The 19608-nt window shown below is 33.9% G+C and carries 25 protein-coding genes; 16 read left to right on the top strand and 9 right to left on the bottom strand.

All coding sequences use genetic code 11. The annotated features are described in order from the left end of the window. Positions 1-87: 87 nt before the first annotated feature. The 5 genes from AB1K81_RS06770 to mtnN all read left to right on the top strand — a co-directional run bounded on the left by AB1K81_RS06770 (position 88) and on the right by mtnN (position 3567). Positions 88-726 (top strand): O-methyltransferase, encoded by a 639-nt coding sequence (locus AB1K81_RS06770; RefSeq protein ID WP_412975858.1) that lies wholly within the window; start codon positions 88-90, stop codon positions 724-726. A 15-nt stretch (positions 727-741) separates the two neighbouring features. Next, on the top strand, positions 742-1407 hold the full coding sequence (gene udk, locus AB1K81_RS06765) for a uridine kinase (protein WP_412975857.1): 666 nt from the start codon (positions 742-744) through the stop codon (positions 1405-1407). Positions 1408-1519: 112 nt separating this feature from the next. Next, positions 1520-1996 (top strand): transcription elongation factor GreA, encoded by a 477-nt coding sequence (greA, locus tag AB1K81_RS06760; RefSeq protein ID WP_412975856.1) that lies wholly within the window; start codon positions 1520-1522, stop codon positions 1994-1996. A gap of 170 nt (positions 1997-2166) precedes the next feature. Next, positions 2167-2850 (top strand): YrrS family protein, encoded by a 684-nt coding sequence (locus AB1K81_RS06755; RefSeq protein ID WP_412975855.1) that lies wholly within the window; start codon positions 2167-2169, stop codon positions 2848-2850. A 30-nt stretch (positions 2851-2880) separates the two neighbouring features. After that, positions 2881-3567, top strand: coding sequence for a 5'-methylthioadenosine/S-adenosylhomocysteine nucleosidase (gene mtnN, locus AB1K81_RS06750; protein ID WP_412975854.1), 687 nt, complete (start codon positions 2881-2883; stop codon positions 3565-3567). Between the two features lie 52 nt (positions 3568-3619). Here mtnN and sigK read toward each other — a convergent pair whose 3' ends face one another. The 8 genes from sigK to AB1K81_RS06710 all read right to left on the bottom strand — a co-directional run bounded on the left by sigK (position 3620) and on the right by AB1K81_RS06710 (position 10175). Next, a complete protein-coding gene (gene sigK / locus AB1K81_RS06745) occupies positions 3620-4324 on the bottom strand; it encodes an RNA polymerase sporulation sigma factor SigK (RefSeq protein ID WP_412975853.1) in 705 nt (234 codons plus the stop codon). A 143-nt stretch (positions 4325-4467) separates the two neighbouring features. Then, a complete protein-coding gene (gene mnhG, locus AB1K81_RS06740) occupies positions 4468-4836 on the bottom strand; it encodes a monovalent cation/H(+) antiporter subunit G (protein WP_412975852.1) in 369 nt (122 codons plus the stop codon). Further along, positions 4817-5128: a Na(+)/H(+) antiporter subunit F1 gene (locus tag AB1K81_RS06735; protein ID WP_412975851.1), complete on the bottom strand. Its 312-nt coding sequence runs from the start codon at positions 5126-5128 to the stop codon at positions 4817-4819. The genes mnhG and AB1K81_RS06735 overlap by 20 nt, the downstream gene beginning before the upstream one ends. After that, a complete protein-coding gene (locus tag AB1K81_RS06730) occupies positions 5129-5605 on the bottom strand; it encodes a Na+/H+ antiporter subunit E (protein WP_412975850.1) in 477 nt (158 codons plus the stop codon). A gap of 5 nt (positions 5606-5610) precedes the next feature. Continuing rightward, a complete protein-coding gene (locus tag AB1K81_RS06725; protein ID WP_412975849.1) occupies positions 5611-7092 on the bottom strand; it encodes a Na+/H+ antiporter subunit D in 1482 nt (493 codons plus the stop codon). Further along, the gene (locus tag AB1K81_RS06720; protein WP_412975848.1) at positions 7085-7423 is read right to left on the bottom strand and encodes a Na(+)/H(+) antiporter subunit C; all 339 of its coding nucleotides are present in this window, start codon (positions 7421-7423) and stop codon (positions 7085-7087) included. Before AB1K81_RS06720 ends, AB1K81_RS06725 begins: the two co-directional genes overlap by 8 nt. Further along, positions 7424-9766 (bottom strand): Na+/H+ antiporter subunit A, encoded by a 2343-nt coding sequence (locus AB1K81_RS06715; RefSeq protein WP_412975847.1) that lies wholly within the window; start codon positions 9764-9766, stop codon positions 7424-7426. Between the two features lie 268 nt (positions 9767-10034). Then, the gene (locus tag AB1K81_RS06710; protein ID WP_412975846.1) at positions 10035-10175 is read right to left on the bottom strand and encodes a sporulation histidine kinase inhibitor Sda; all 141 of its coding nucleotides are present in this window, start codon (positions 10173-10175) and stop codon (positions 10035-10037) included. 485 nt (positions 10176-10660) lie between these two features. On the opposite strand from AB1K81_RS06710, the gene AB1K81_RS06705 reads away from it, so the two are divergent. From AB1K81_RS06705 to AB1K81_RS06655, 11 genes are all read left to right on the top strand, one after another. After that, on the top strand, positions 10661-11179 hold the full coding sequence (locus AB1K81_RS06705) for a YqeG family HAD IIIA-type phosphatase (RefSeq protein WP_412975845.1): 519 nt from the start codon (positions 10661-10663) through the stop codon (positions 11177-11179). After that, positions 11179-12276 (top strand): ribosome biogenesis GTPase YqeH, encoded by a 1098-nt coding sequence (gene yqeH, locus AB1K81_RS06700; protein ID WP_412975844.1) that lies wholly within the window; start codon positions 11179-11181, stop codon positions 12274-12276. The genes AB1K81_RS06705 and yqeH overlap by 1 nt, the downstream gene beginning before the upstream one ends. Before the next feature lie 7 nt (positions 12277-12283). Continuing rightward, positions 12284-13111: a shikimate dehydrogenase gene (gene aroE, locus AB1K81_RS06695; protein ID WP_412975843.1), complete on the top strand. Its 828-nt coding sequence runs from the start codon at positions 12284-12286 to the stop codon at positions 13109-13111. Positions 13112-13115: 4 nt separating this feature from the next. After that, positions 13116-13406: a ribosome assembly RNA-binding protein YhbY gene (gene yhbY / locus AB1K81_RS06690; protein WP_412975842.1), complete on the top strand. Its 291-nt coding sequence runs from the start codon at positions 13116-13118 to the stop codon at positions 13404-13406. A 36-nt stretch (positions 13407-13442) separates the two neighbouring features. Then, positions 13443-14006: a nicotinate-nucleotide adenylyltransferase gene (locus AB1K81_RS06685; protein WP_412975841.1), complete on the top strand. Its 564-nt coding sequence runs from the start codon at positions 13443-13445 to the stop codon at positions 14004-14006. Then, positions 13999-14586, top strand: coding sequence for a bis(5'-nucleosyl)-tetraphosphatase (symmetrical) YqeK (gene yqeK, locus AB1K81_RS06680; RefSeq protein WP_412975840.1), 588 nt, complete (start codon positions 13999-14001; stop codon positions 14584-14586). Before AB1K81_RS06685 ends, yqeK begins: the two co-directional genes overlap by 8 nt. Before the next feature lie 4 nt (positions 14587-14590). Continuing rightward, a complete protein-coding gene (rsfS, locus tag AB1K81_RS06675; RefSeq protein ID WP_412976128.1) occupies positions 14591-14932 on the top strand; it encodes a ribosome silencing factor in 342 nt (113 codons plus the stop codon). A 3-nt stretch (positions 14933-14935) separates the two neighbouring features. Continuing rightward, positions 14936-15685, top strand: coding sequence for a class I SAM-dependent DNA methyltransferase (locus AB1K81_RS06670; protein ID WP_412975839.1), 750 nt, complete (start codon positions 14936-14938; stop codon positions 15683-15685). A gap of 86 nt (positions 15686-15771) precedes the next feature. Further along, on the top strand, positions 15772-16353 hold the full coding sequence (locus AB1K81_RS06665) for a helix-hairpin-helix domain-containing protein (protein WP_412975838.1): 582 nt from the start codon (positions 15772-15774) through the stop codon (positions 16351-16353). Between the two features lie 63 nt (positions 16354-16416). Further along, positions 16417-16980, top strand: coding sequence for a ComE operon protein 2 (locus AB1K81_RS06660; protein ID WP_412975837.1), 564 nt, complete (start codon positions 16417-16419; stop codon positions 16978-16980). Between the two features lie 7 nt (positions 16981-16987). After that, positions 16988-19258: a DNA internalization-related competence protein ComEC/Rec2 gene (locus AB1K81_RS06655; RefSeq protein ID WP_412975836.1), complete on the top strand. Its 2271-nt coding sequence runs from the start codon at positions 16988-16990 to the stop codon at positions 19256-19258. 74 nt (positions 19259-19332) lie between these two features. Here the strand turns inward: AB1K81_RS06655 and AB1K81_RS06650 are convergent, their stop codons facing one another. Beyond that, positions 19333-19467, bottom strand: coding sequence for a YqzM family protein (locus AB1K81_RS06650; protein ID WP_412975835.1), 135 nt, complete (start codon positions 19465-19467; stop codon positions 19333-19335). Between the last annotated feature and the right edge of the window lie 141 nt (positions 19468-19608).

Below are 19608 nucleotides of genomic sequence, written 5' to 3'. Positions count from 1 at the left end.
TAGATTTTTAGTAGTAAATCAATTATTAAAGCATAATTTTGCCACAATTTGGTATCCTAATAGGATAAGTATAAATGAGGGTTTTATATGGATGAACAATTACTAAACTATTTAAACAACCTTCTTCCACAAACGGAAGAATGGGTAAAAGAGCTTGAAGAACAAGCAAAAATCGATCGTATCCCTATCATGGATCCTGTTGGGATTAATTTTCTTATGCAATTAATACGTCTAAATAAACCAAAGAAAATCCTAGAGATTGGTGCAGCAATTGGTTATTCAGCATTACGTATGAATGAAGCTAATCCTGATGCATTGATTACAACGATTGAAAAAGATGATGTAAGGTACAACCAAGCGGTTAACAACATAAGAAAGCAAAAAAAAGAATCATCAATAGAGATTATTCATGGAGATGCTTTAGAGGAATTAAGTAAGCTTGCAGAAAATAAAAGAAGTTACGATTGTATTTTTATTGACGCTGCTAAAGGCAAATACAAAAGCTTTTTTGAACTAGCATTACCATTATTAGAAATGAATGGATTTATCATATCCGATAATGTATTGTTTAGAGGCTATGTGTCTGATCCTAATTTTGAACATCCACGTTATAAGAAAATGGTGGAAAAAATACGAGCATATAATGAATGGCTGGTAAATCATCCTAGCTTTATTACAACAATATTACCTATTGGTGATGGGGTTGCTATTAGTTATAAAAAATAGAAAAGGGGTAGCAAGATGCAAGACAGACCAGTAGTGATTGGAGTTGCAGGTGGTAGTGGAAGTGGAAAAACATCTGTAACAAAATCAATCTGCCAGCGATTTTCAGATAAAACAATTCTAGTCATTGAACAAGACTATTATTATAAAGACCAGAGTGATCTGCCTTTTGAGGAACGTTTAAAAACTAATTATGACCATCCACTTGCTTTTGATAATGATTTATTAGTTAAACATATTCATGAATTGTTGAATCAAAAACCCATTGATAAACCTGTTTATGACTACAAAGTGCATAACCGTTCAAAGGAAGTTATTCGTGTAGAACCTAAAGATGTCATTATTTTAGAAGGTATTTTAATCTTAGAAGATCCTCGACTAGTTGATTTAATGGATATTAAAGTGTTTGTTGATACCGACGCAGACCTCCGAATTATTAGAAGGATGCTTCGTGATATTAAAGAACGAGGAAGATCACTTGACTCTGTTATAGATCAATACTTAAACTCTGTTCGCCCAATGCATTTACAATTTGTTGAACCGACAAAGCGTTATGCAGATATTATCATTCCTGAGGGCGGAGAAAATCATGTAGCAATTGATCTAATGGCGACAAAAATCGCTGATATTTTGTCAAAAAATAAAGAAAATAGTTTAAACAAAAGTATTGAAAAACTATATTAAATCTGCCATAGTTATGGTTAGTATACTTTTAAGTTGATTTGGATAAACCCAAGTCACAGGTCAATGTTTTATCAGATTTAAAGCAGTAGATAGACAAAGGAGTGTTTTTTTTATGGCTGTTGAGAAAAGTTATTATATGACACAAGAGGGGAAAGAAAAGTTAGAGCAAGAACTTCTTTATTTAAAAACCGAAAGAAGACAAGAAGTTGTTGAAAGAATTAAGGTTGCTCGTGATTTCGGCGACTTATCTGAGAACTCTGAGTATGATGCGGCGAAGGATGAACAAGCTTTTGTAGAATCCCGAATCTCTCAGGTAGAAAAAATGATTCGTAACGCTGTAATTATTGAGAATGATAATGAAAATCCAAATATGGTTTCCCTTGGTAAATCAGTTACATTTAAAGAACTACCAGATGGTGAAGAAGAAACATATACAATTGTTGGTAGCGCTGAGGCAGATCCATTTGAAGGTAAGATTTCGAATGACTCTCCGATGGCAAAAAGCCTACTTGGGCATGAAATAGGAGAAGAAGTTGCGGTAGTAACACCAGGTGGAGAAATTCAAGTAAAAATATTAAAAGTAGAGTAGTAAAAAGCGGGGTGCATACTCCGCTTTTATTATATTTGCAGGTCGTTTCTACCTACATTATTTATAACAAAAATACATAAAAATCAATATGGTAATAATGGAAAGAATATTATTCCTATCATATAAATTGTGATAATATAATAAAGTATACATAGGGAGGGGAAGATAGAATGAGTAATTTTGATAGATATTCTCGTGTAAACAAATTTGAAAAAAGACGTAAAAATACTAAATTAATGTCTATACTAATTGTTGCTGCAAGCTTCCTAGTAATTATTCTATTAGGTCTATGGATATTTGGTCCAGATGATGAGCCTAATGTTACGGAAGAAATTTCAAGTCCTAATAATGAGCCAGAAGAGGATGAAAATAAGAGTACAGAAGTAGAAGACACGGATTCGGAACAGGGCTCTACTTCAACAGAAGATTCTTCCTCTGGAACAGAAGACAATACTAGTGATCAAACAGAACAAGGTGATACAGGAATAGATTCAAATGAAAATGTAGAGACGGAAACAACTGAACCTGTAGCAACAGATGATGATAATGTAGTCAGTGCATATACTGGTGATTGGCAACCGGTTGGTACAGAGCAAGTTGGTCCACATACAACACAATTCGATACGGAATCTATAGATTGGAAAGAAATGGAGAAGGCAATTCGCTCAGCTACTGGCCTTACCGAAGAGGATATGATTACGTGGTTTATCGGAAATGGTGGACATCAAAAGGCTATAGGAACTGTAACCAATAAGGCCCAAACAGAAATTTATCGTGTTTATCTTAGCTGGGTAGACAATCAAGGTTGGCAACCTACCTTAGTTGAGATTTTAAAAGAAAATGATAAAGATTAATTGATTTAATTACTTAGGAGGACATGCATCATGACAATTGGTATCGTTGGCGCAATGGATGAAGAGATTGAAATTTTAAAAGAAGAAATGACTGAAAAAGATGAAACTACCATTGCAAATTGTTTATTTATAAAAGGTAAATTAAAAGGCAAAGAAGTAGTACTATTAAAATCTGGTATTGGGAAAGTAAATGCTGCTATGGCGACGACTATTCTGATAGAGCGATTTTCCCCAGAACATATAATTAATACCGGCTCTGCTGGAGGATTTTCGGATAAGTTAGAAGTAGGGGATATCGTAGTCTCCTCTGAAGTGGTTCATCACGATGTGGATGTAACAGCCTTTGATTATGAGTATGGACAAGTTCCAGGTATGCCTGCTACTTTTGAAGGGGATAGATCATTAGTAGATAGTGCTATGAAAGCAATTGACCAACTGGACGTTAAAGGTGAGGTTGGTTTAATAGCAACAGGCGATTCCTTTATGGAAGATCCGAAACGGGTAAATGAAATACGAGAAAAGTTTCCGACTATGATAGCAGCTGAAATGGAGGCTGCAGCAATTGCTCAAGTATGTCATCAATACAACTTGCCATTTGTTATCATTCGTGCGCTTTCTGACATAGCTGGCAAAGAATCTTCCGTATCTTTTGATGCATTCCTAAAAAAAGCTGCACATAACGCTTCTACGATGATATTTCATATGCTGGAAGATTGATATTAAAAGAGGATGCATCGTAGTAACTCAACTACGTACATCCTCTTATTTTTTACCCTTTACGTTCATTTCGATAATACTCATGAAAAACCTTCATTAAAGCCCTTTTTTCGATTCGAGATACATAGCTTCTAGATATGTTCAGTTTCTTCGCAATTTCTCTTTGTGTCATTTCTTTTTTATTATTCAATCCGTATCGATAAATGATTACTTCTCTTTCGCGTTTATCTAGAATTGAAAAATAATCCTGCATTTTTTCAATTTCCATATTTAATTGGATGTATTCTATGACATTTTCATTTTCTGCTTCTAAAATGTCAATAAGACTGATCTCGTTACCTTCTTTATCCTGACCAATAGGATCATGTAATGAAACATCTTTCTTAACCTTTTTTAAGGCTCTTAAATGCATCAGAATTTCGTTCTCGATACAACGAGCAGCATATGTTGCAAGTTTTGTACCTTTCCCAACAGAAAAGCTCTCAATCCCCTTAATTAAGCCAATAGTACCTATAGAGATTAAGTCTTCCATATCTTCACCGGTATTTTCAAATTTTTTTACGATATGGGCAACAAGTCTCAAATTATGTTCAATTAGTTTATTTCTTGCTTCCTCACTTCCATTTTGCATTTCCTCAATGTATTTTGCTTCTTCCTCTGAAGAAAGGGGCTGTGGAAAGGCATGGTTTTTTACATAGGAAACAAAGAATAGAGCTTCCTTAATTAGCAATGCAAGGACACTCAATATTCCGGACAAACACATACACCTCCTGACTAGGCTGGGCTATAGCCTATATAAACACACTATGTCATGTGAAGTTGTCTTGTGTCTGTCCTTATAAAACAAATACAAGCTAAAAAAAAGACGTCTTATAGGGACTTGCCCTTAAGACGTCTGATTTATGATTGTTGTTTTCTCATTGCTTCTTCATATGCATCTGTACGATTTTTCGTAACAGGCTTTACCCCGCTATTATGAGCTGCACGACCAATCATATGAGCGGATACCGGTGCGGTAATTAAAATGAAAACTATTCCGATTAAAAGTTTTCCACTTACGATATCCTCTCTAACTAATAAGTATAGAAAGGCAGCTATTAAGATACTCGATACACCAAGCGTAGAAGCCTTTGTTGCAGCATGTAGCCTTGTAAAAATATCTGGAAAACGCATGATACCAATAGAAGCAGATAATGTAATAAAGGCACCGAAAAGTAATAATAAACTAACAATAATATTTACAACTAATTCAATCCAAGTCCCTGTCAATAATAACACCCTTTTCTACATATTTTGCTGTAGCAAGTGTACCTAGGAATCCTAAAATTCCAACTAGTAAGACCACGTCGTTTAAATATGGTGTAGAAAGGTAAATGGCTACAAGTCCAGTAAGTGCCATTAGGTTAATACCAATAGTATCTAGCCCAACAGCGCGATCTGGGTTAGTAGGACCTTTAAAGGTTCTATAAAGAAGCAATACAAGTGATATTCCAATTGCAATGGAACAGATGACAATAGTACCATCTAATATTTTTTCTGAAAGTTTAATGGCTTCTTCCATTTATCTAGTCACCTCCAGAATGGCTTTTTCAAAACTATCTTTTATTTCTTTGACCGATTTGTCTACTTCATCTATATCCATTGCATGAATGTACAGTATGTCGTTATTATCCGAAACGGCAACAGATAAAGTACCTGGTGTTAGTGATATAAGATGTGCTAATATCGTTATTTCCCAGTTGGTTTTAACCTCTAAAGGTAATGCGAATATACCTGGTTCGATTTCTGGTTTTGGTGTATAGACCAATTTAAGAATACTTATATTGGAAAGAATTACTTCTTTAACAAATAAGAGTAAAAGGTTTACGATTTTTACCACTCTTATTCCGTAGAACCTGCCTGGTATAAAACGATTCAGCAGAAGTACTAATAGAATACCCCAAATGTAACCTGCAATAAAGCTGGATAAAGTATATGATTCACTCAGGAACATCCACATGATTGCAATAATTAAGTTAATAATAATTTGAAATGCCATGGTAATTACTCCTTTAATACAGAATCAATATAAATTTGGGGATCTAGTAAATACTCTGCTACCCCTTCAATAGAAGGATAAATAAACTCCGCTCCGATTCCCAGAAAAACAGAAACTGCTAGCAAACCAACAATAGGTAAAATCAATCCTAAAGATGGTTTTTTCTTATACGTTTTGGATTCGTCTTTTTCTCCCCAGAAACCTCGAATGAATATTTTCATTACAGAATAGAGGATTAAAAGACTTGAAATCAATGCAATTAATGTAATCGCGATTTCATCAGCAGATAGTGCTCCTCTTAGTAATAATAGTTTTCCAATAAATCCGCTAAACGGTGGAATTCCAGCCAAGATAAATGCTGAGATAAAAAGTAACCAACCTAAAAGAGGATAATGATGGATTAATCCACCCATTTTCTTTAAGTCTGATGTACCTGCTACATAGGCTATTACTCCAACGAGTAAGAAGAGGGCGGACTTAATAACCATATCATGTAGTAAGTAATAAATGGATCCACTGAGCGCATCTTGATTAAAAATGCCAATACCCATAATAATAAAACCGATAGCAGGAATAATGTTATAGCTAATAATTAATTTGATATTATTCGTTGAAAGAGCTCCTATAACCCCAAATAACATGGACAGACCTGCAATCCATATAAATGCTTCATGCGTTATTTCCATTCGATGAATAAAAATTAGCGAGAAAACACGGAGAATGGAATATATCCCGACTTTAGTTAAAAGTGCACCAAATAGGGCTGATACGACCGGATTTGGAACGGTATATGGTCTTGGTAACCAGTAATAAAGTGGGAATAACGCTGCTTTTGTACCAAAGACAAAGAATAATAATACGGCAATTGTAGTTAAAATGCCATTTTGTTCCACCGTTGCTACACGTTCAGCAATTTGTGCCATATTAATTGTTCCAACTGCACCATATAGTAGTGCAACAGCTGTTACGAATAGCATGGAAGAGAAGAGGTTAATGAGAACATATTTTATCGATTCTCTTAATTGAACTTTATCTCCTCCTAATACAATCAATGCATAAGAAGCCATTAGTAGTACTTCAAAGAATACAAATAGGTTAAACAAATCACCTGTTAAGAACGCACCAGAAACACCTGCTATTAGCATAAAGAAAAAGGTGTAAAAGTAATGAGTTTCCTGCCTTAATGTTAATGAATGTGGTGCGAAAAATGCAGCTGCAGTCGCAATGACATTAGTTGTTAAGATAAGTAGAATTGATAATTTATCCGCAACTAATATAATTCCATAAGGTGCAACCCAATCACCTGTTTCTAAAATTATCACCCCATCCGTAAACACTGAGTAAGTTATATACAACGCTACCGCTAAACTAATTAAGGTAAAAAGTTTAGTTAAGAGGCGAGTAGTTTTAACTTTAGAATTCGTAAATGCAACAATTATACCTGATATTGCTGGGATGATGATAGGTAATACTGCTAAATTACTCATTCGATTCACCCCTCATTTCTTCCATATTGTCTGTTTTATTTTCTTGTGCTGTTCGATAAGCTAGTACGAGTAATAGGCTTGTAATACCAAAGCTAATTACGATGGAAGTTAAGATTAAAGCTTGTGGTAATGGGTCCGTATAATTTGTTACCGAATCATCTAATATAGGAGGTTGACCTCTTTTAAGTTTCCCCATCGTCAGGATAACTAAGTGGGCTCCATGGGATAACAGCACTGTACCAATAATAATCCGTAATAACTGTTTTTGTAATAGGTTATAAACAGCAGTTGCAAATAATATTCCAGCTAAGATAAGAATAATATATTCCATTTATTTAGCCTCCTTATTATCTCGTACTTTAATGAGGCCATAGATGGCTAAAGCAGCAATTCCAAGTACTACTATTTCAAATAGGGTATCCAGTCCACGCATATCTACTAGAATGACGTTTACGATATTATGACCGCCTCCTAGTTTATAAGAGGTTTCAATAAAGTAATCGGAGATCTTATCAAACCAATTAGAACTGTGAGCAGCGATACCAGTTAAAGTAATTAATAATCCCATTCCGACAGCTAAGATCGTATTAGTTGTAGTTGTTTGAATAGTCTCCTCACGTTTCCTAAGCTCTGGTAAGTGATAATAAGCGAGTAGGAAAAGAGCCATCGAAACAGTTTCCACTACTAACTGTGTTAATGCTAAGTCTGGAGCACGGAAGATGACAAATAGGATGGAAATTCCAAATCCTACAATACCTGTGATCAATATAAGAGCTAGCTTATTATTAACAAAAATAGTAGCTAAGGCAGCAAGTACCATGATTACTACAACTGCTATGTCGACCACTTTCACTTCCTCTAAATCATCAAAACTTATACTACTTAGCCCACCAGTTGTAAACATAATAGTAAACGTAACTGCTATGATTGCTAGTAAAATAATAGACATATATAACTTAATTGATCCCGTCATATAAGAGTTTGTAATACTAGCAGAAATGTCATCTATCTTTTGAATTAGTTTGTCATACACTTTATTTAAACTAAGCTTACCAGGTATAGCATCATAAATATTACTCCATTTCTTGAGAGTTAAGAATAGGATTATGCCAAGTCCAACTACTATAAGAGACATTTGAAAAGGCTTAAAATCAAACCCATGCCAGTAATGAACATGATAAGGTTCCATTGTACTGTTTGTTATAGCACCCGTAGCATGAGCTAACAATGTTCCATTAGGAATATTTGGGAAAAGCCCAATGATAATGACACCTAGGACTAATATGATAGGTGAGATAAGCATTCCAATTGGTGCTTCATGTGGCTTTTTCTTAAGCAATTCAAATTTCTTTGGTCCAGTAAACACACCGAAAAATAGATACATGGAGTATACAAATGTGAAGATACTACCAAACACTGCTAAATATGGAATAGCTGTTGATAGTACTTGTGCAAAACCATCTGTACCTTCAACTAATTTTACCGATGAACCAAAGAATAATTCTTTACTATAAAAACCATTTAGGAATGGAAGTGGCACACCCGCCATGGAGAAAGTGCCAAAAATAGCTAACGTACCTGATATCGGCATAATAGTAAATAAGCCACCAAGTTTTCGTATATCTCTTGTACCAGTTTCATGATCGACAATACCCGCAATCATAAAGAGGCTTCCTTTAAATGTCGCGTGGTTTAAAATATGGAAGACCGCTGCAAATATTGCAGCCTCTGTACCAAATCCTAACATAGCCATAATCATACCTAATTGACTAATAGTAGAGAATGCTAGTATTCCTTTTAAATCAGTTTGTCTCACTGCCATATAAGAGCCCCATATTAACGTTATAATCCCCACTATACTAACGGTAATAAAGAACCATTCAAATGCTACAAAAATCGGTAAAAATCTCGCGATAAGATAAATACCTGCTTTAACCATTGTAGCGGAGTGTAAGTATGCACTAACCGGAGTTGGTGCTTCCATTGCATCAGGTAACCAAATATGAAATGGAAATTGTGCAGACTTAGTAAATGCTCCAAGAAGTATTAATCCTAATATTAATGGCAAATAATTACTGTTCATAATGAAATCTATTTGTTCAATCATTTCGCGAATACTAGTTGTACCGGTGATAACGGATAGTAAAACCAAACCACCGAGCATACTTAATCCACCGAAAACGGTTATAAGCATAGACTTTTGTGCACCATAGCGTGATCGTTCACGGTGATGCCAATATCCAATTAATAAGAAAGAAGAGATAGATGTAAGTTCCCAAAATGTATAAAGTACAAATACGTTATCAGACAATACTACACCTAGCATGGCTGACATGAACATAAGCAAGTAAACATAGAAGTGCCCTAAACTTTCAGAAACATGTAAGTAGTAGATGGAGTAGAATACAACAAGTGTACCGATTCCACTAATTAGTAGGACAAATAATAAGCTTAGTCCATCCAAATAGAAATCAAAATTAATATCAAGGGAAGGAATCCAGTTATATGTATGACGTAAAGGAGAAAAGTCATTACCTATAAAACGTATAAAGTAAAGGAAGATTCCTAAGGGGATAAATAATACAAATATACCTGTATGCACTTTATTTTTAAATTTACTTATTAATGGTACAAATAAAGCAAATACAAGTGGTATTAATACTGCAAATATCATGTATGAATTGACCTCCTATTAAATTGTTTGTTTATCCCAAAATAGCATTATATATTTATCCTTATTTTGAGTTAGCTTCCAACTTATCATTTACTATTGTTTATTTTAATATATAAACACCAAAGTCTCAAAGCGATATAACGTTACATATAAAAGAAAGCTTACCATATTTTATAGGCAGAAAAAAATAAAAAACCCTTATCATTCACAAGAATGACAAGAGTTATAAAATTACTTCCTATTTATATAGTTTTAATTCAAATTATGGTTAGCTACTATATTTTATTTTGTGACTTAAACCTCGACGATATATTTCATCTTCAATAAGTGAAACGAAATCAGGGCTTAATTTTAATTCATTTGCTTTATAATATGACTCGATTAACAATTCATCTGACAAATGTTCCATAATCGTAGCCCTCCTAGACCTAAACAATACTTTAATTTTTAATTACTAGATTAAAGTTAAATATAACGTAACACGAAAAATAATAGAGGACAAGATACCAGTTATCTACATGAGGTTGTAGATAACTTGTGTATAAAATCGCCATTTTTCACGTAAACCTAGTAATAATACTGTTGATAATGTGAATATAGTTATCCACAGTGCGACTTATGCGAGAATTTGTCGAACGATTTTTGCATTTTTAATGGGAAAATTACATATTTCTACCTCTTACAACATATATATGGTATTTTAATATGCATAGGTTTTTATTTGGCAGAGGTAAAAAATTGCCCTCTACTGCATAAAAAACTAACTTAAGTTAGAAATAAGTTAATGCAACTTTTTCTAGTACTATATATAATAACCAAAAATACTTTTGTATAAACATTGGATAGGTTAGTATATAAACGATAACATTTATTGTTAATAAAGAGGTGTAACGATTGTTAAAAAGATTTCTACCAAATGAACATGTTAAAAGTATATTTGATATTAATCCCATTGTTCTAAAGGAAAAAGGGATCAAGGGAATTATTACAGATTTAGATAATACGTTGGTAGCATGGGATGTAAAGGATGCGAGTACTGAAGTAATAGAATGGTTTAAACTAATGAAGGATAATGGCATTAAAGTTACCATCATATCAAATAATAAAGAAGATAGAGTGAAAATGTTTTCAGAGCCACTTGGTACACCGTTTGTATTTAGTGCTAGAAAACCATTAAGACGTGCTTTTATTACTGCTGCAAAGAAAATGGGATTGAAAAAAGAAGAAATCGTGGTTATTGGTGACCAACTATTAACTGATGTTTTAGGTGGTAATTCAGCAGGATTTTACACCATTCTAGTAGTACCGATTGTACAAACTGATGAAAAGATAACGCAATTTAATCGAAGTATAGAACGGAAAATAATGAATTATTTCCGTAAAAAAGGCATGATTAGTTGGGAGGAAGAATAGTGGAGAACATACATTGTATCGGTTGCGGAGTTGAGATACAGACCGAAGACCCAAAAGGACTTGGGTATACACCAAAATCTTCTCTTGAGAAGGAAAATATTCTATGTAAAAGATGCTTTAGACTAAAGCATTATAATGAAATACAAGATGTGTCTATTCATGATGATGATTTCCTAAAAATGGTAAGTTCGATTCGTGAAAAAGAAGGCCTTGTCGTACATATCGTTGATATATTTGATGTGAACGGAACAATGATTAAAAGTCTACCTCGAATAGTGGGAAATAACCCAATTATTCTTGTTGGGAACAAAATGGATTTATTGCCAAAGTCTACAAACCAGAATAAACTTATACAATGGTTACGCTCAACCGCAAAGGAGCAAGGCATTAAAGTAGAAGATGTATTCTTAATTTCATCGGTTAAAGGGTATGGTATTGATGTATTAACGGAGCAAATTGAAAAATATCGTGAAAATCAAGATGTCTATATTGTTGGAACAACAAATGTAGGGAAATCTACATTTATCAATCGATTAATTAAACAATCCGTGGGTGAAAGTGATGTCATTACGACTTCTTATTTTCCTGGAACTACATTAGGGTTTATTGAAATTCCATTAGATGAGGGTTCTGCACTTATTGATACACCTGGAATTGTAAATCACGAGCAAATTGCACATTACGTATCCGACCAAGATTTAAAAGTAATAACACCTACGAAAGAAATAAAACCGAGAGTTTATCAACTAAATGCAGAACAAACATTATTCTTCGGTGGATTAGCTCGTTTAGATTTTATAAAAGGAGATAGACAATCATTCGTTTGTTATTTTTCAAATCAACTTCCAATACACCGAACAAAGCTTGAAAAAGCAAATGATTTGTATAACAATCATCTTGGTGAATTATTATCTCCACCAGATGAAGAATCCATCCAATCGTTACCACCACTAACGACAAGCTCGTATCGATTAAATGGTGATAAAACAGACATCGTATTCCCTGGCTTAGGATGGGTTACTGTAAGTGGTGCTTGTACAATTGTTGCACATAGTCCTAAGGAAGTTGCGGTATCCGTAAGAAAGTCGTTAATTTAGGAGGAATTTGATGGAACAATTAGGCTTAATAGGATATCCAATCAAGCATTCCTTATCTCCTTGGATACATACGAAGTTCTTAGAAAATACAAATTTTAAGGGGAGTTATTCGATCTTTGAAGCCCGAGAAGATGATTTATTACATCTTGTTCAGACTATGAAGGATAAAGGTGTTAGAGGATTTAATGTTACAATCCCATTTAAACAAAAGATAATTCCTATGTTAGATGAACTCGACCCTACTGCAATGAAGATTGGCGCGGTCAACACGGTATTGAATCATGATGGTAGACTTATTGGCTATAATACTGATGGAATTGGTTTCCTTCGCTCATTAGAAATAAGTCATCCAGAAGTAGTCGATAATAAGAAGATAAAAATACTTTTAGTTGGAGCTGGTGGTGCAGCGAGAGGCATCTATTATGCACTCAAGCAAGCTGGTTATTTATCGATTAATATAACTAATCGGACGATAGAAAAAGCGGAATTAATAGTTGGAAGAGATAAATCTGCATGTATTTCTTTAAAAGATGCAGAGAGAAACCTACAAGAATATGACCTGATTATCCAGACAACTAATGTTGGTATGAGACCGAATGAAGAAAATTCGCCGTTGTATCTTCATAATCTGAAATCTACTGCGATAGTTAGTGATATTGTTTACCAACCTATTTGGACAAAATTTTTAAAAGAGGCAGAAGCTAAAGGTGCAAAAGTACACCACGGTTATTTAATGCTATTATATCAAGCTCAATTTGCATTTGAGATATGGTTTGGTATCGTACCACCACTTAATGAAATGGATAAACAATTAAAACAATTACTAGAAGGGTGATAACATGCTAACAGGTAAACAAAAAAGATATCTTCGCTCCAAAGCACATCATTTAAAACCAATTTTTCAAGTAGGGAAAATTGGTGTTAATGAAAATATGATCGTTCAAGTTAATGAAGCATTAGAAAAGAGAGAATTAATTAAAGTAAGTATTTTACAAAACTGTTTAGAAGATAAAGATACGGTAGCGGAAAACTTGCAGGCTGGAACAAATGCTGAAATCGTACAGATTATAGGTAATAATATTGTATTGTATAAAGAGTCTAAAGAGAATAAAGAGATTGAGTTACCATAACTTGTCGGTAATTAGCTCTTTAGAAGGGGTTATTAAATGAATCGTATTGGAATTCTAGGTGGTACCTTTGATCCACCTCATATAGGACATTTAATTATCGCACAAGAGGTAAAAGATGCACTTAATTTAGAGCAGGTTTGGTTTATCCCAACCTATGAACCTCCTCATAAAGATGTAGCAACGCTAGAGGTAAGGAACCGAATTGAGATGCTTAGACTTGCATTAGAGGATAATGATGCATTTATATTGAATACTATTGAAACCGAACGTTCAGGGAAATCATATACAATAGACACGATGAGGTTGTTGGAAGAAAAATATCCTAATACTGATTTCTACTTTATAATAGGAGCAGATATGGTAGAATATTTGCCTAATTGGTACAATATTGACGAGTTAATGAATATGGTCCAATTTGTCGGGGTGAAACGTTCTGGATATGAATTAAAAAGTCCATTCCCGATTAAAGTGGTTGACATCCCAATGGTTGATATTTCATCTAGTGTAATAAGAAACAGAATTCGAGAGAAAAAATCAATAAAATACCTTGTTCCAGATTCAGTGTATTCTTATATAAAGGGGCATGGTTTATATGAATAAAAATGAAGCAATTAAATTAGTGGAACCACATTTAACAAAAGAGAGATTTGAGCATTCCTTACGTGTTGCGGATACAGCTGTAAAACTTGCAAACAAGTACAATGTATCAATAGAAAAAACGGAACTTGCAGCTGTTTTTCATGATTATTGTAAGTATCGTTCTCTGAATGAAATGCAAAGAATTATTGAAACATCAAGTTCTCTGCCGAAAGACTTGCTTTTATATCACCACGAACTTTGGCATGGTCCGGTGGCTGCTTTAAAAATAGAGGAAGAATTTGGAATTACTGATGAAGAAATAAAGGCTGCCATTTATTATCATACTACTGGAAAAGCTAATATGAGTAAACTAGAACTTATTGTATTTGTAGCAGATTATATTGAGCCTGGTAGGAGCTTTCCTGGACTCGATAAAGTCCGAGAAATGGCAGAACATGATCTTATTAAAACAGCTTGGATGGTATCTCGAAATACAATTACTTATTTAATGGAAAAGAAAAATCGTATTTATCCTGATACATTTCATGCATATAATGATTTAACAAGACTTTTAGATGGAGGTAATAAATTTGAACAATAATCCTATGGAAATTTTAAAATTAGCAGCTGAAGCATGTGATGATAAGCGAGCAGAAGAGATTGTAGCATTAGATTTAGCTCAAGTATCTTTAGTAGCAGATTATTTCTTAATTTGCCACGGCACTAACGAACGTCAAGTCCAATCCATTGCTAGAGCTGTAAAAGAAAAGATGGATGAACATCAAATATCGGTAAAACGACTAGAGGGCTTTGAACAAGCAAGGTGGGTGCTAGTTGATTTAGGTGATGTAGTATGTCATGTTTTCCATAAGGATGAAAGACAATATTATAACTTAGAACGTCTATGGGGAGATGCAGCTCCGGTACCTCTAGAGGTAGGTCAATAGATAATGGCATATCAACTAATGGCAAGTCTTTATGACCAATTTATGGAGGATGCTCCATATGATAATTGGGTGGAATTCACCAAGAAAATCATTGAGAAATATCATTTGAAAGCAGCTAATGTAATTGATTTAGGTTGTGGTACCGGGGAGATTACACTGAAATTAGCAAAAGAATTTAATATTACGGGTGTTGATTATTCAACAGATATGCTTACCATAGCTTCACAAAAGGCAAATGAGGAAAATGTAAAAGTAAATTGGATCCATCAGGATTTAAGAGAGCTTGAAGGTTTAAATAACTTTGATTTAGCTATCAGTTATTGTGATGTAATCAATTATATTACGACAGAAGAAGACGTGCAAGAAGTGTTCTTACATGTTAGCCAAGCTTTGAATGACCATGGCATATTCATTTTTGATGTTCATTCGATTAAGCATGTAGTAGAGGATTTAATAGGGAACTCTTTTTCTGATGTTACAGAAGATAGCGCATATATTTGGACTTGCTATCCTAGTGAAATTGAAGGAGAAATGTTTCACGAATTAACGTTCTTTAAATCAAACGGAAATACATATGAAAGGTTTGATGAATCCCATCATCAGCGTACATTTCCTATAAAAGTTTATCAGCAATTATTAAATCATGCAGGATTTGAAATTTTAGCTTTTCACCGTGATTTTTTACTAGAAGATGATTTTTCTGAAGGTGAAGCGGAAAGAATTTTTGTTATTGCACAAAAAAGGACGAGATAAGTGATTTTCTCGTCCTTTTCTTTTTTTGCCAGAAACATATCCCTTTTTGTATCATAAAGGAACACTAGTATTAGGATGTGATAGTAATGCTAGAAATGATTCGGAAAAACAGATTTATATTGTTTATCGTAATGGGAGTTGTAATTGTATTCATAATTTATATTAAAAGGGCAGACCATCAGGAAGTTATCACTCCATTTGATGATGGAAAGAATTTAGCGGGCGTAGAAAATCTTGAAGAAAATGAAGCAATTTCAGCAGTTGTAGATATAAAAGGTGAAGTAATACGTCCTGGGGTATATGAAATGGAACCGAATGCCCGTGTTAAGGATGTTATAGATATAGCTGGGGGATTTACAGAGGATGCTGATCAAAATTATATTAACCTTGCCCAAAAGGTAATCGATGAAATGGTAATTCTTGTTCCACGTATTGGGGAAGAAGGGGGGACTACAGAAGATAGTCCGGAAAATTCCAAAATAAGAATAAATTATGCGACAGAAGAAGAAATACAAAAACTACCAGGAATCGGCCCTTCAAAAGCAAAAGCAATAGTACAGTATCGTGAGGAACATGGATATTTTCAATCGATTGAGGATTTATTAGGTGTTTCTGGTATCGGAGAGAAGACGTTGGAGGGTATTCAAGAAGAGATACAAGTTCCATAAGAGATTGACGATAAAAAACTTGCCATGTACACTAGACTTCATAGAAGGGAGAGACGTTAAACGATGGAAAGAATTTCTTGGAATCAATATTTTATGGCTCAAAGCCATCTACTTGCGTTAAGAAGCACATGTACAAGGCTTATGGTAGGAGCAACTATTGTTCGAGATAAACGAATCATAGCAGGTGGGTATAATGGAAGTGTTTCTGGTGACGTTCATTGTGTCGATGAAGGGTGTTATGTCATCGATGGACATTGCGTAAGGACGGTCCATGCAGAGGCAAATGCTCTTTTACAATGCGCTAAATTTGGTGTTCCTACAGAGAACGCAGATGTTTACGTTACCCACTTTCCATGCTTACAATGTACGAAGCAATTAATTCAAAGTGGAATAAGAACAGTTTTCTATGCTGAGGACTATAAAAATCATCCATATGCGATTCAACTTTTTAAAGAAGCGGGAGTACGGACAGAAAAAGTAGAACTAGATTATTTAGCGCTTGATATGAATTACAAAGAAAAAACTTCTCTCATCACTGAACTACTACAACTAGTAGATGATAAAAACTCTAGTGATGTCGCTGCTCTGAAAGAGAAAGCACAGGAATTATTTCATTTAACAAGGTAAGATTCGTATGAAAGGCTACTGGTATATTCTTGCTTTTGCTGCAGTTTGTAGTGCTATTTCCATCATTTATAATACGTTTTTTTGTTTGATACTATTTATCATTTGGGTACTTTATTTAAATAGGAAGAAGCGGCTAGGGAAGATTCCTATAATTACTTCCCTAGTCGTTTATCTAATGTTCTTATTGTTAATACCTCCGATTGAATCCATTCACTTTGAATTAGAACCATTTACGACTACAGTAACAGGGAAAATTATCGGTTCTGTTACTTCATCAGATACAATCCTCCAATTTGATTTAAAAGATGATAAAACAGAAAACTTAATAAAAGTAACTCTTTTTCAACCAGATTTCCATCATCCAGATATCTCGAATATTAAGTCTGGTGCAGAGTGTACTGTAGAGGGAGAGGTACGTCTTCCGGAAGATAGTCGTAACCCCGGGCAATTTAATTATCAAAGGTACCTTGCTACTAATGGAATATATTATGAGATGTTGATTACTTCCCTAGATTCTCTTTATTGCGATGGTCAGAATAATCTAAGTTTGCTTCATACAGTTAGATTAAACTTAATGAATTATCTTTTAACTCGATATTCAGAAGAGGCCAGTTCTTGGATAATCGCCCTCGCTTTAGGTGATGATAGGTTTATTTCTGAGGAAGTAACAGAACTTTTCCAGCGGTGGGGATTATCTCACTTATTAGCAATATCTGGTTTGCATATTGGCTTAGTTGTTGGATTATTATATTTTGTTATGATAAAGCTACAATTTTTAACAATTGAAAAAGCACAAAGTTTAATGGTTTTATTGTTACCAATATATGCTTTTCTAGCTGGTGGAGAACCTTCCGTATTACGTGCAAGTCTAATGGTTATTATTGTGATTATAATGCGAAGATGGAGGTGGAAACTAAATACTTTAGATGTCATCAGTATCGCATTCTTAAGCTTAATTTTAATGAATCCATACATTATTTACCATATAGGTTTTCAGTTATCATTTCTCGTTAGTTTTGGTATCATTCTGTCAAAAAATTGGCTATTGGACAGTGGACAGTTACTTTTTCAAATGATTAAATTAAGTTTTATTTCGCAGCTCATGATAGTACCCCTCCAAATTCTTTACTTTTATAACTTTAATCCACTTTCAATCTTGCTTAATATTTTCGTTGTTCCTTATTTTACTTTCTTTGTAATTCCTCTTATGTTTGTACTTTTGTTTATTTCTCCATTTCCTTTCATTACTGAATTATTAGATAAGTTATTTACGTTTATACAAGAAGGCATTTTTTTAAAGATAGTAGAATTGGTAGATTTATATGCGTATTTTCCGTGGTTTACAGGACAATTTCCAACTATGCTTCTCGTATTATATTATGGTTTGTTCGTGTTAATGATGAAAAGGATTCAATTGGCTAAATTAAATCAAGCCTTTTCCTGCGGTATCATCTTAACCATTCTTTTAGTATACATAATGGTAAGGCCGTACCTATCTCCTTATGGAAGTGTAACGATGTTAGATATAGGTCAAGGGGATGCGATTGTAATTGAATTACCATTTCGAAGAGGAGTGTTTATTGTCGATGCAGGTGGTGCTATCTCGTTTGAAGGGGAAAAGCCAACAGATACGATTTACAAAAAGGTAGTAAAACCTTTCCTACAATATCGAGGTATCAAAAATATAGATGCTATATTTATTAGTCATGAAGATACTGACCATAATGGAAGTATTCCATATCTGTTAGAGGATTTTGAGGTAAAAAAAGTGATTGTAAGTGAGTTTTATCAATTTGAAAACGAGCTGCTTCAAAAGGTTGCTAATAAGAAGGTTTTACGAGTGAAGGCAGGACAAACCATTGATATGAAAGGAAAGAGGTTTAAAATTCTTTCCCCACGGGTAGATAAAAAAGGCAGCAATGAAAATTCTCTTGTGTTTCAAACTACTCTTGGCGGAAAAAACTGGTTATTTACCGGTGATATTGATAAAGAAACCGAAAAGGCTATTCTACATTCAGCCCCCGATTTATCCGTTGATATATTAAAAGTAGCTCATCATGGAAGTAACACCTCGACTGATCAAAACTTTATTTCTGCAACAAAACCAGATTACGCATTGATTTCAGTTGGAAAGAATAATCGGTATGGTCACCCAAACAACGAGGTTTTGGAAGTGTTTGAGAAGGAAAATGTTTATGTTTTAAGAACAGATCAATCAGGTGCTATAATTTATCGATTTAATGAAAACAATGGAACCTTTTATCAATTCAATCCATAATCTATAAATGAACTAGGAAATAACAAAAGAGACCGGATATATACCAGTCTCTTTTGTTACGATACCATATGTACTTAAGAGCCAACAACACTAATTACTACACCGATTAAAAATATTAAAAGAAAGAAAACTAAAGAAAAAGTAAAACCTTTAATGGAATCAACTACATCATTATTTTTTGATTGTGGATCCTTTTCAAATTCATTCATAGCTAACCCTCCTATACCAACCTTTAGTATAAATTAAATACATAAAAAAATCCACCATTGATGCAAAAATGTCAAATTTAATTATGTATACCCAAAAATAGAAAGACTTAACAACTATACTTTATGCGAGAAGGGTCATGC

Source organism: Ornithinibacillus jepli (assembly GCF_047228935.1).
In the GTDB taxonomy this organism is placed as follows: domain Bacteria; phylum Bacillota; class Bacilli; order Bacillales; family Amphibacillaceae; genus Ornithinibacillus.
The sequence above is the reverse complement of the archived record's forward strand: the minus strand, read 5'-3'. Positions and strand labels throughout refer to the sequence as shown.

What these genes read in the sequence shown, in the direction of transcription:
- AB1K81_RS06770 (WP_412975858.1), top strand. Translation starts at nt 88, where the DNA reads ATGGATGAACAATTACTAAACTATTTAAACAACCTTCTTCCACAAACG.
- udk (WP_412975857.1), top strand. Translation starts at nt 742, where the DNA reads ATGCAAGACAGACCAGTAGTGATTGGAGTTGCAGGTGGTAGTGGAAGT.
- greA (WP_412975856.1), top strand. Translation starts at nt 1,520, where the DNA reads ATGGCTGTTGAGAAAAGTTATTATATGACACAAGAGGGGAAAGAAAAG.
- AB1K81_RS06755 (WP_412975855.1), top strand. Translation starts at nt 2,167, where the DNA reads ATGAGTAATTTTGATAGATATTCTCGTGTAAACAAATTTGAAAAAAGA.
- mtnN (WP_412975854.1), top strand. Translation starts at nt 2,881, where the DNA reads ATGACAATTGGTATCGTTGGCGCAATGGATGAAGAGATTGAAATTTTA.
- AB1K81_RS06735 (WP_412975851.1), bottom strand. Translation starts at nt 5,128, where the DNA reads ATGGAAGAAGCCATTAAACTTTCAGAAAAAATATTAGATGGTACTATT.
- AB1K81_RS06730 (WP_412975850.1), bottom strand. Translation starts at nt 5,605, where the DNA reads ATGGCATTTCAAATTATTATTAACTTAATTATTGCAATCATGTGGATG.
- AB1K81_RS06725 (WP_412975849.1), bottom strand. Translation starts at nt 7,092, where the DNA reads ATGAGTAATTTAGCAGTATTACCTATCATCATCCCAGCAATATCAGGT.
- AB1K81_RS06720 (WP_412975848.1), bottom strand. Translation starts at nt 7,423, where the DNA reads ATGGAATATATTATTCTTATCTTAGCTGGAATATTATTTGCAACTGCT.
- AB1K81_RS06715 (WP_412975847.1), bottom strand. Translation starts at nt 9,766, where the DNA reads ATGATATTTGCAGTATTAATACCACTTGTATTTGCTTTATTTGTACCA.
- AB1K81_RS06710 (WP_412975846.1), bottom strand. Translation starts at nt 10,175, where the DNA reads ATGGAACATTTGTCAGATGAATTGTTAATCGAGTCATATTATAAAGCA.
- yhbY (WP_412975842.1), top strand. Translation starts at nt 13,116, where the DNA reads ATGCTAACAGGTAAACAAAAAAGATATCTTCGCTCCAAAGCACATCAT.
- AB1K81_RS06685 (WP_412975841.1), top strand. Translation starts at nt 13,443, where the DNA reads ATGAATCGTATTGGAATTCTAGGTGGTACCTTTGATCCACCTCATATA.
- yqeK (WP_412975840.1), top strand. Translation starts at nt 13,999, where the DNA reads ATGAATAAAAATGAAGCAATTAAATTAGTGGAACCACATTTAACAAAA.
- rsfS (WP_412976128.1), top strand. Translation starts at nt 14,591, where the DNA reads ATGGAAATTTTAAAATTAGCAGCTGAAGCATGTGATGATAAGCGAGCA.
- AB1K81_RS06670 (WP_412975839.1), top strand. Translation starts at nt 14,936, where the DNA reads ATGGCATATCAACTAATGGCAAGTCTTTATGACCAATTTATGGAGGAT.
- AB1K81_RS06665 (WP_412975838.1), top strand. Translation starts at nt 15,772, where the DNA reads ATGCTAGAAATGATTCGGAAAAACAGATTTATATTGTTTATCGTAATG.
- AB1K81_RS06660 (WP_412975837.1), top strand. Translation starts at nt 16,417, where the DNA reads ATGGAAAGAATTTCTTGGAATCAATATTTTATGGCTCAAAGCCATCTA.
- AB1K81_RS06655 (WP_412975836.1), top strand. Translation starts at nt 16,988, where the DNA reads ATGAAAGGCTACTGGTATATTCTTGCTTTTGCTGCAGTTTGTAGTGCT.
- AB1K81_RS06650 (WP_412975835.1), bottom strand. Translation starts at nt 19,467, where the DNA reads ATGAATGAATTTGAAAAGGATCCACAATCAAAAAATAATGATGTAGTT.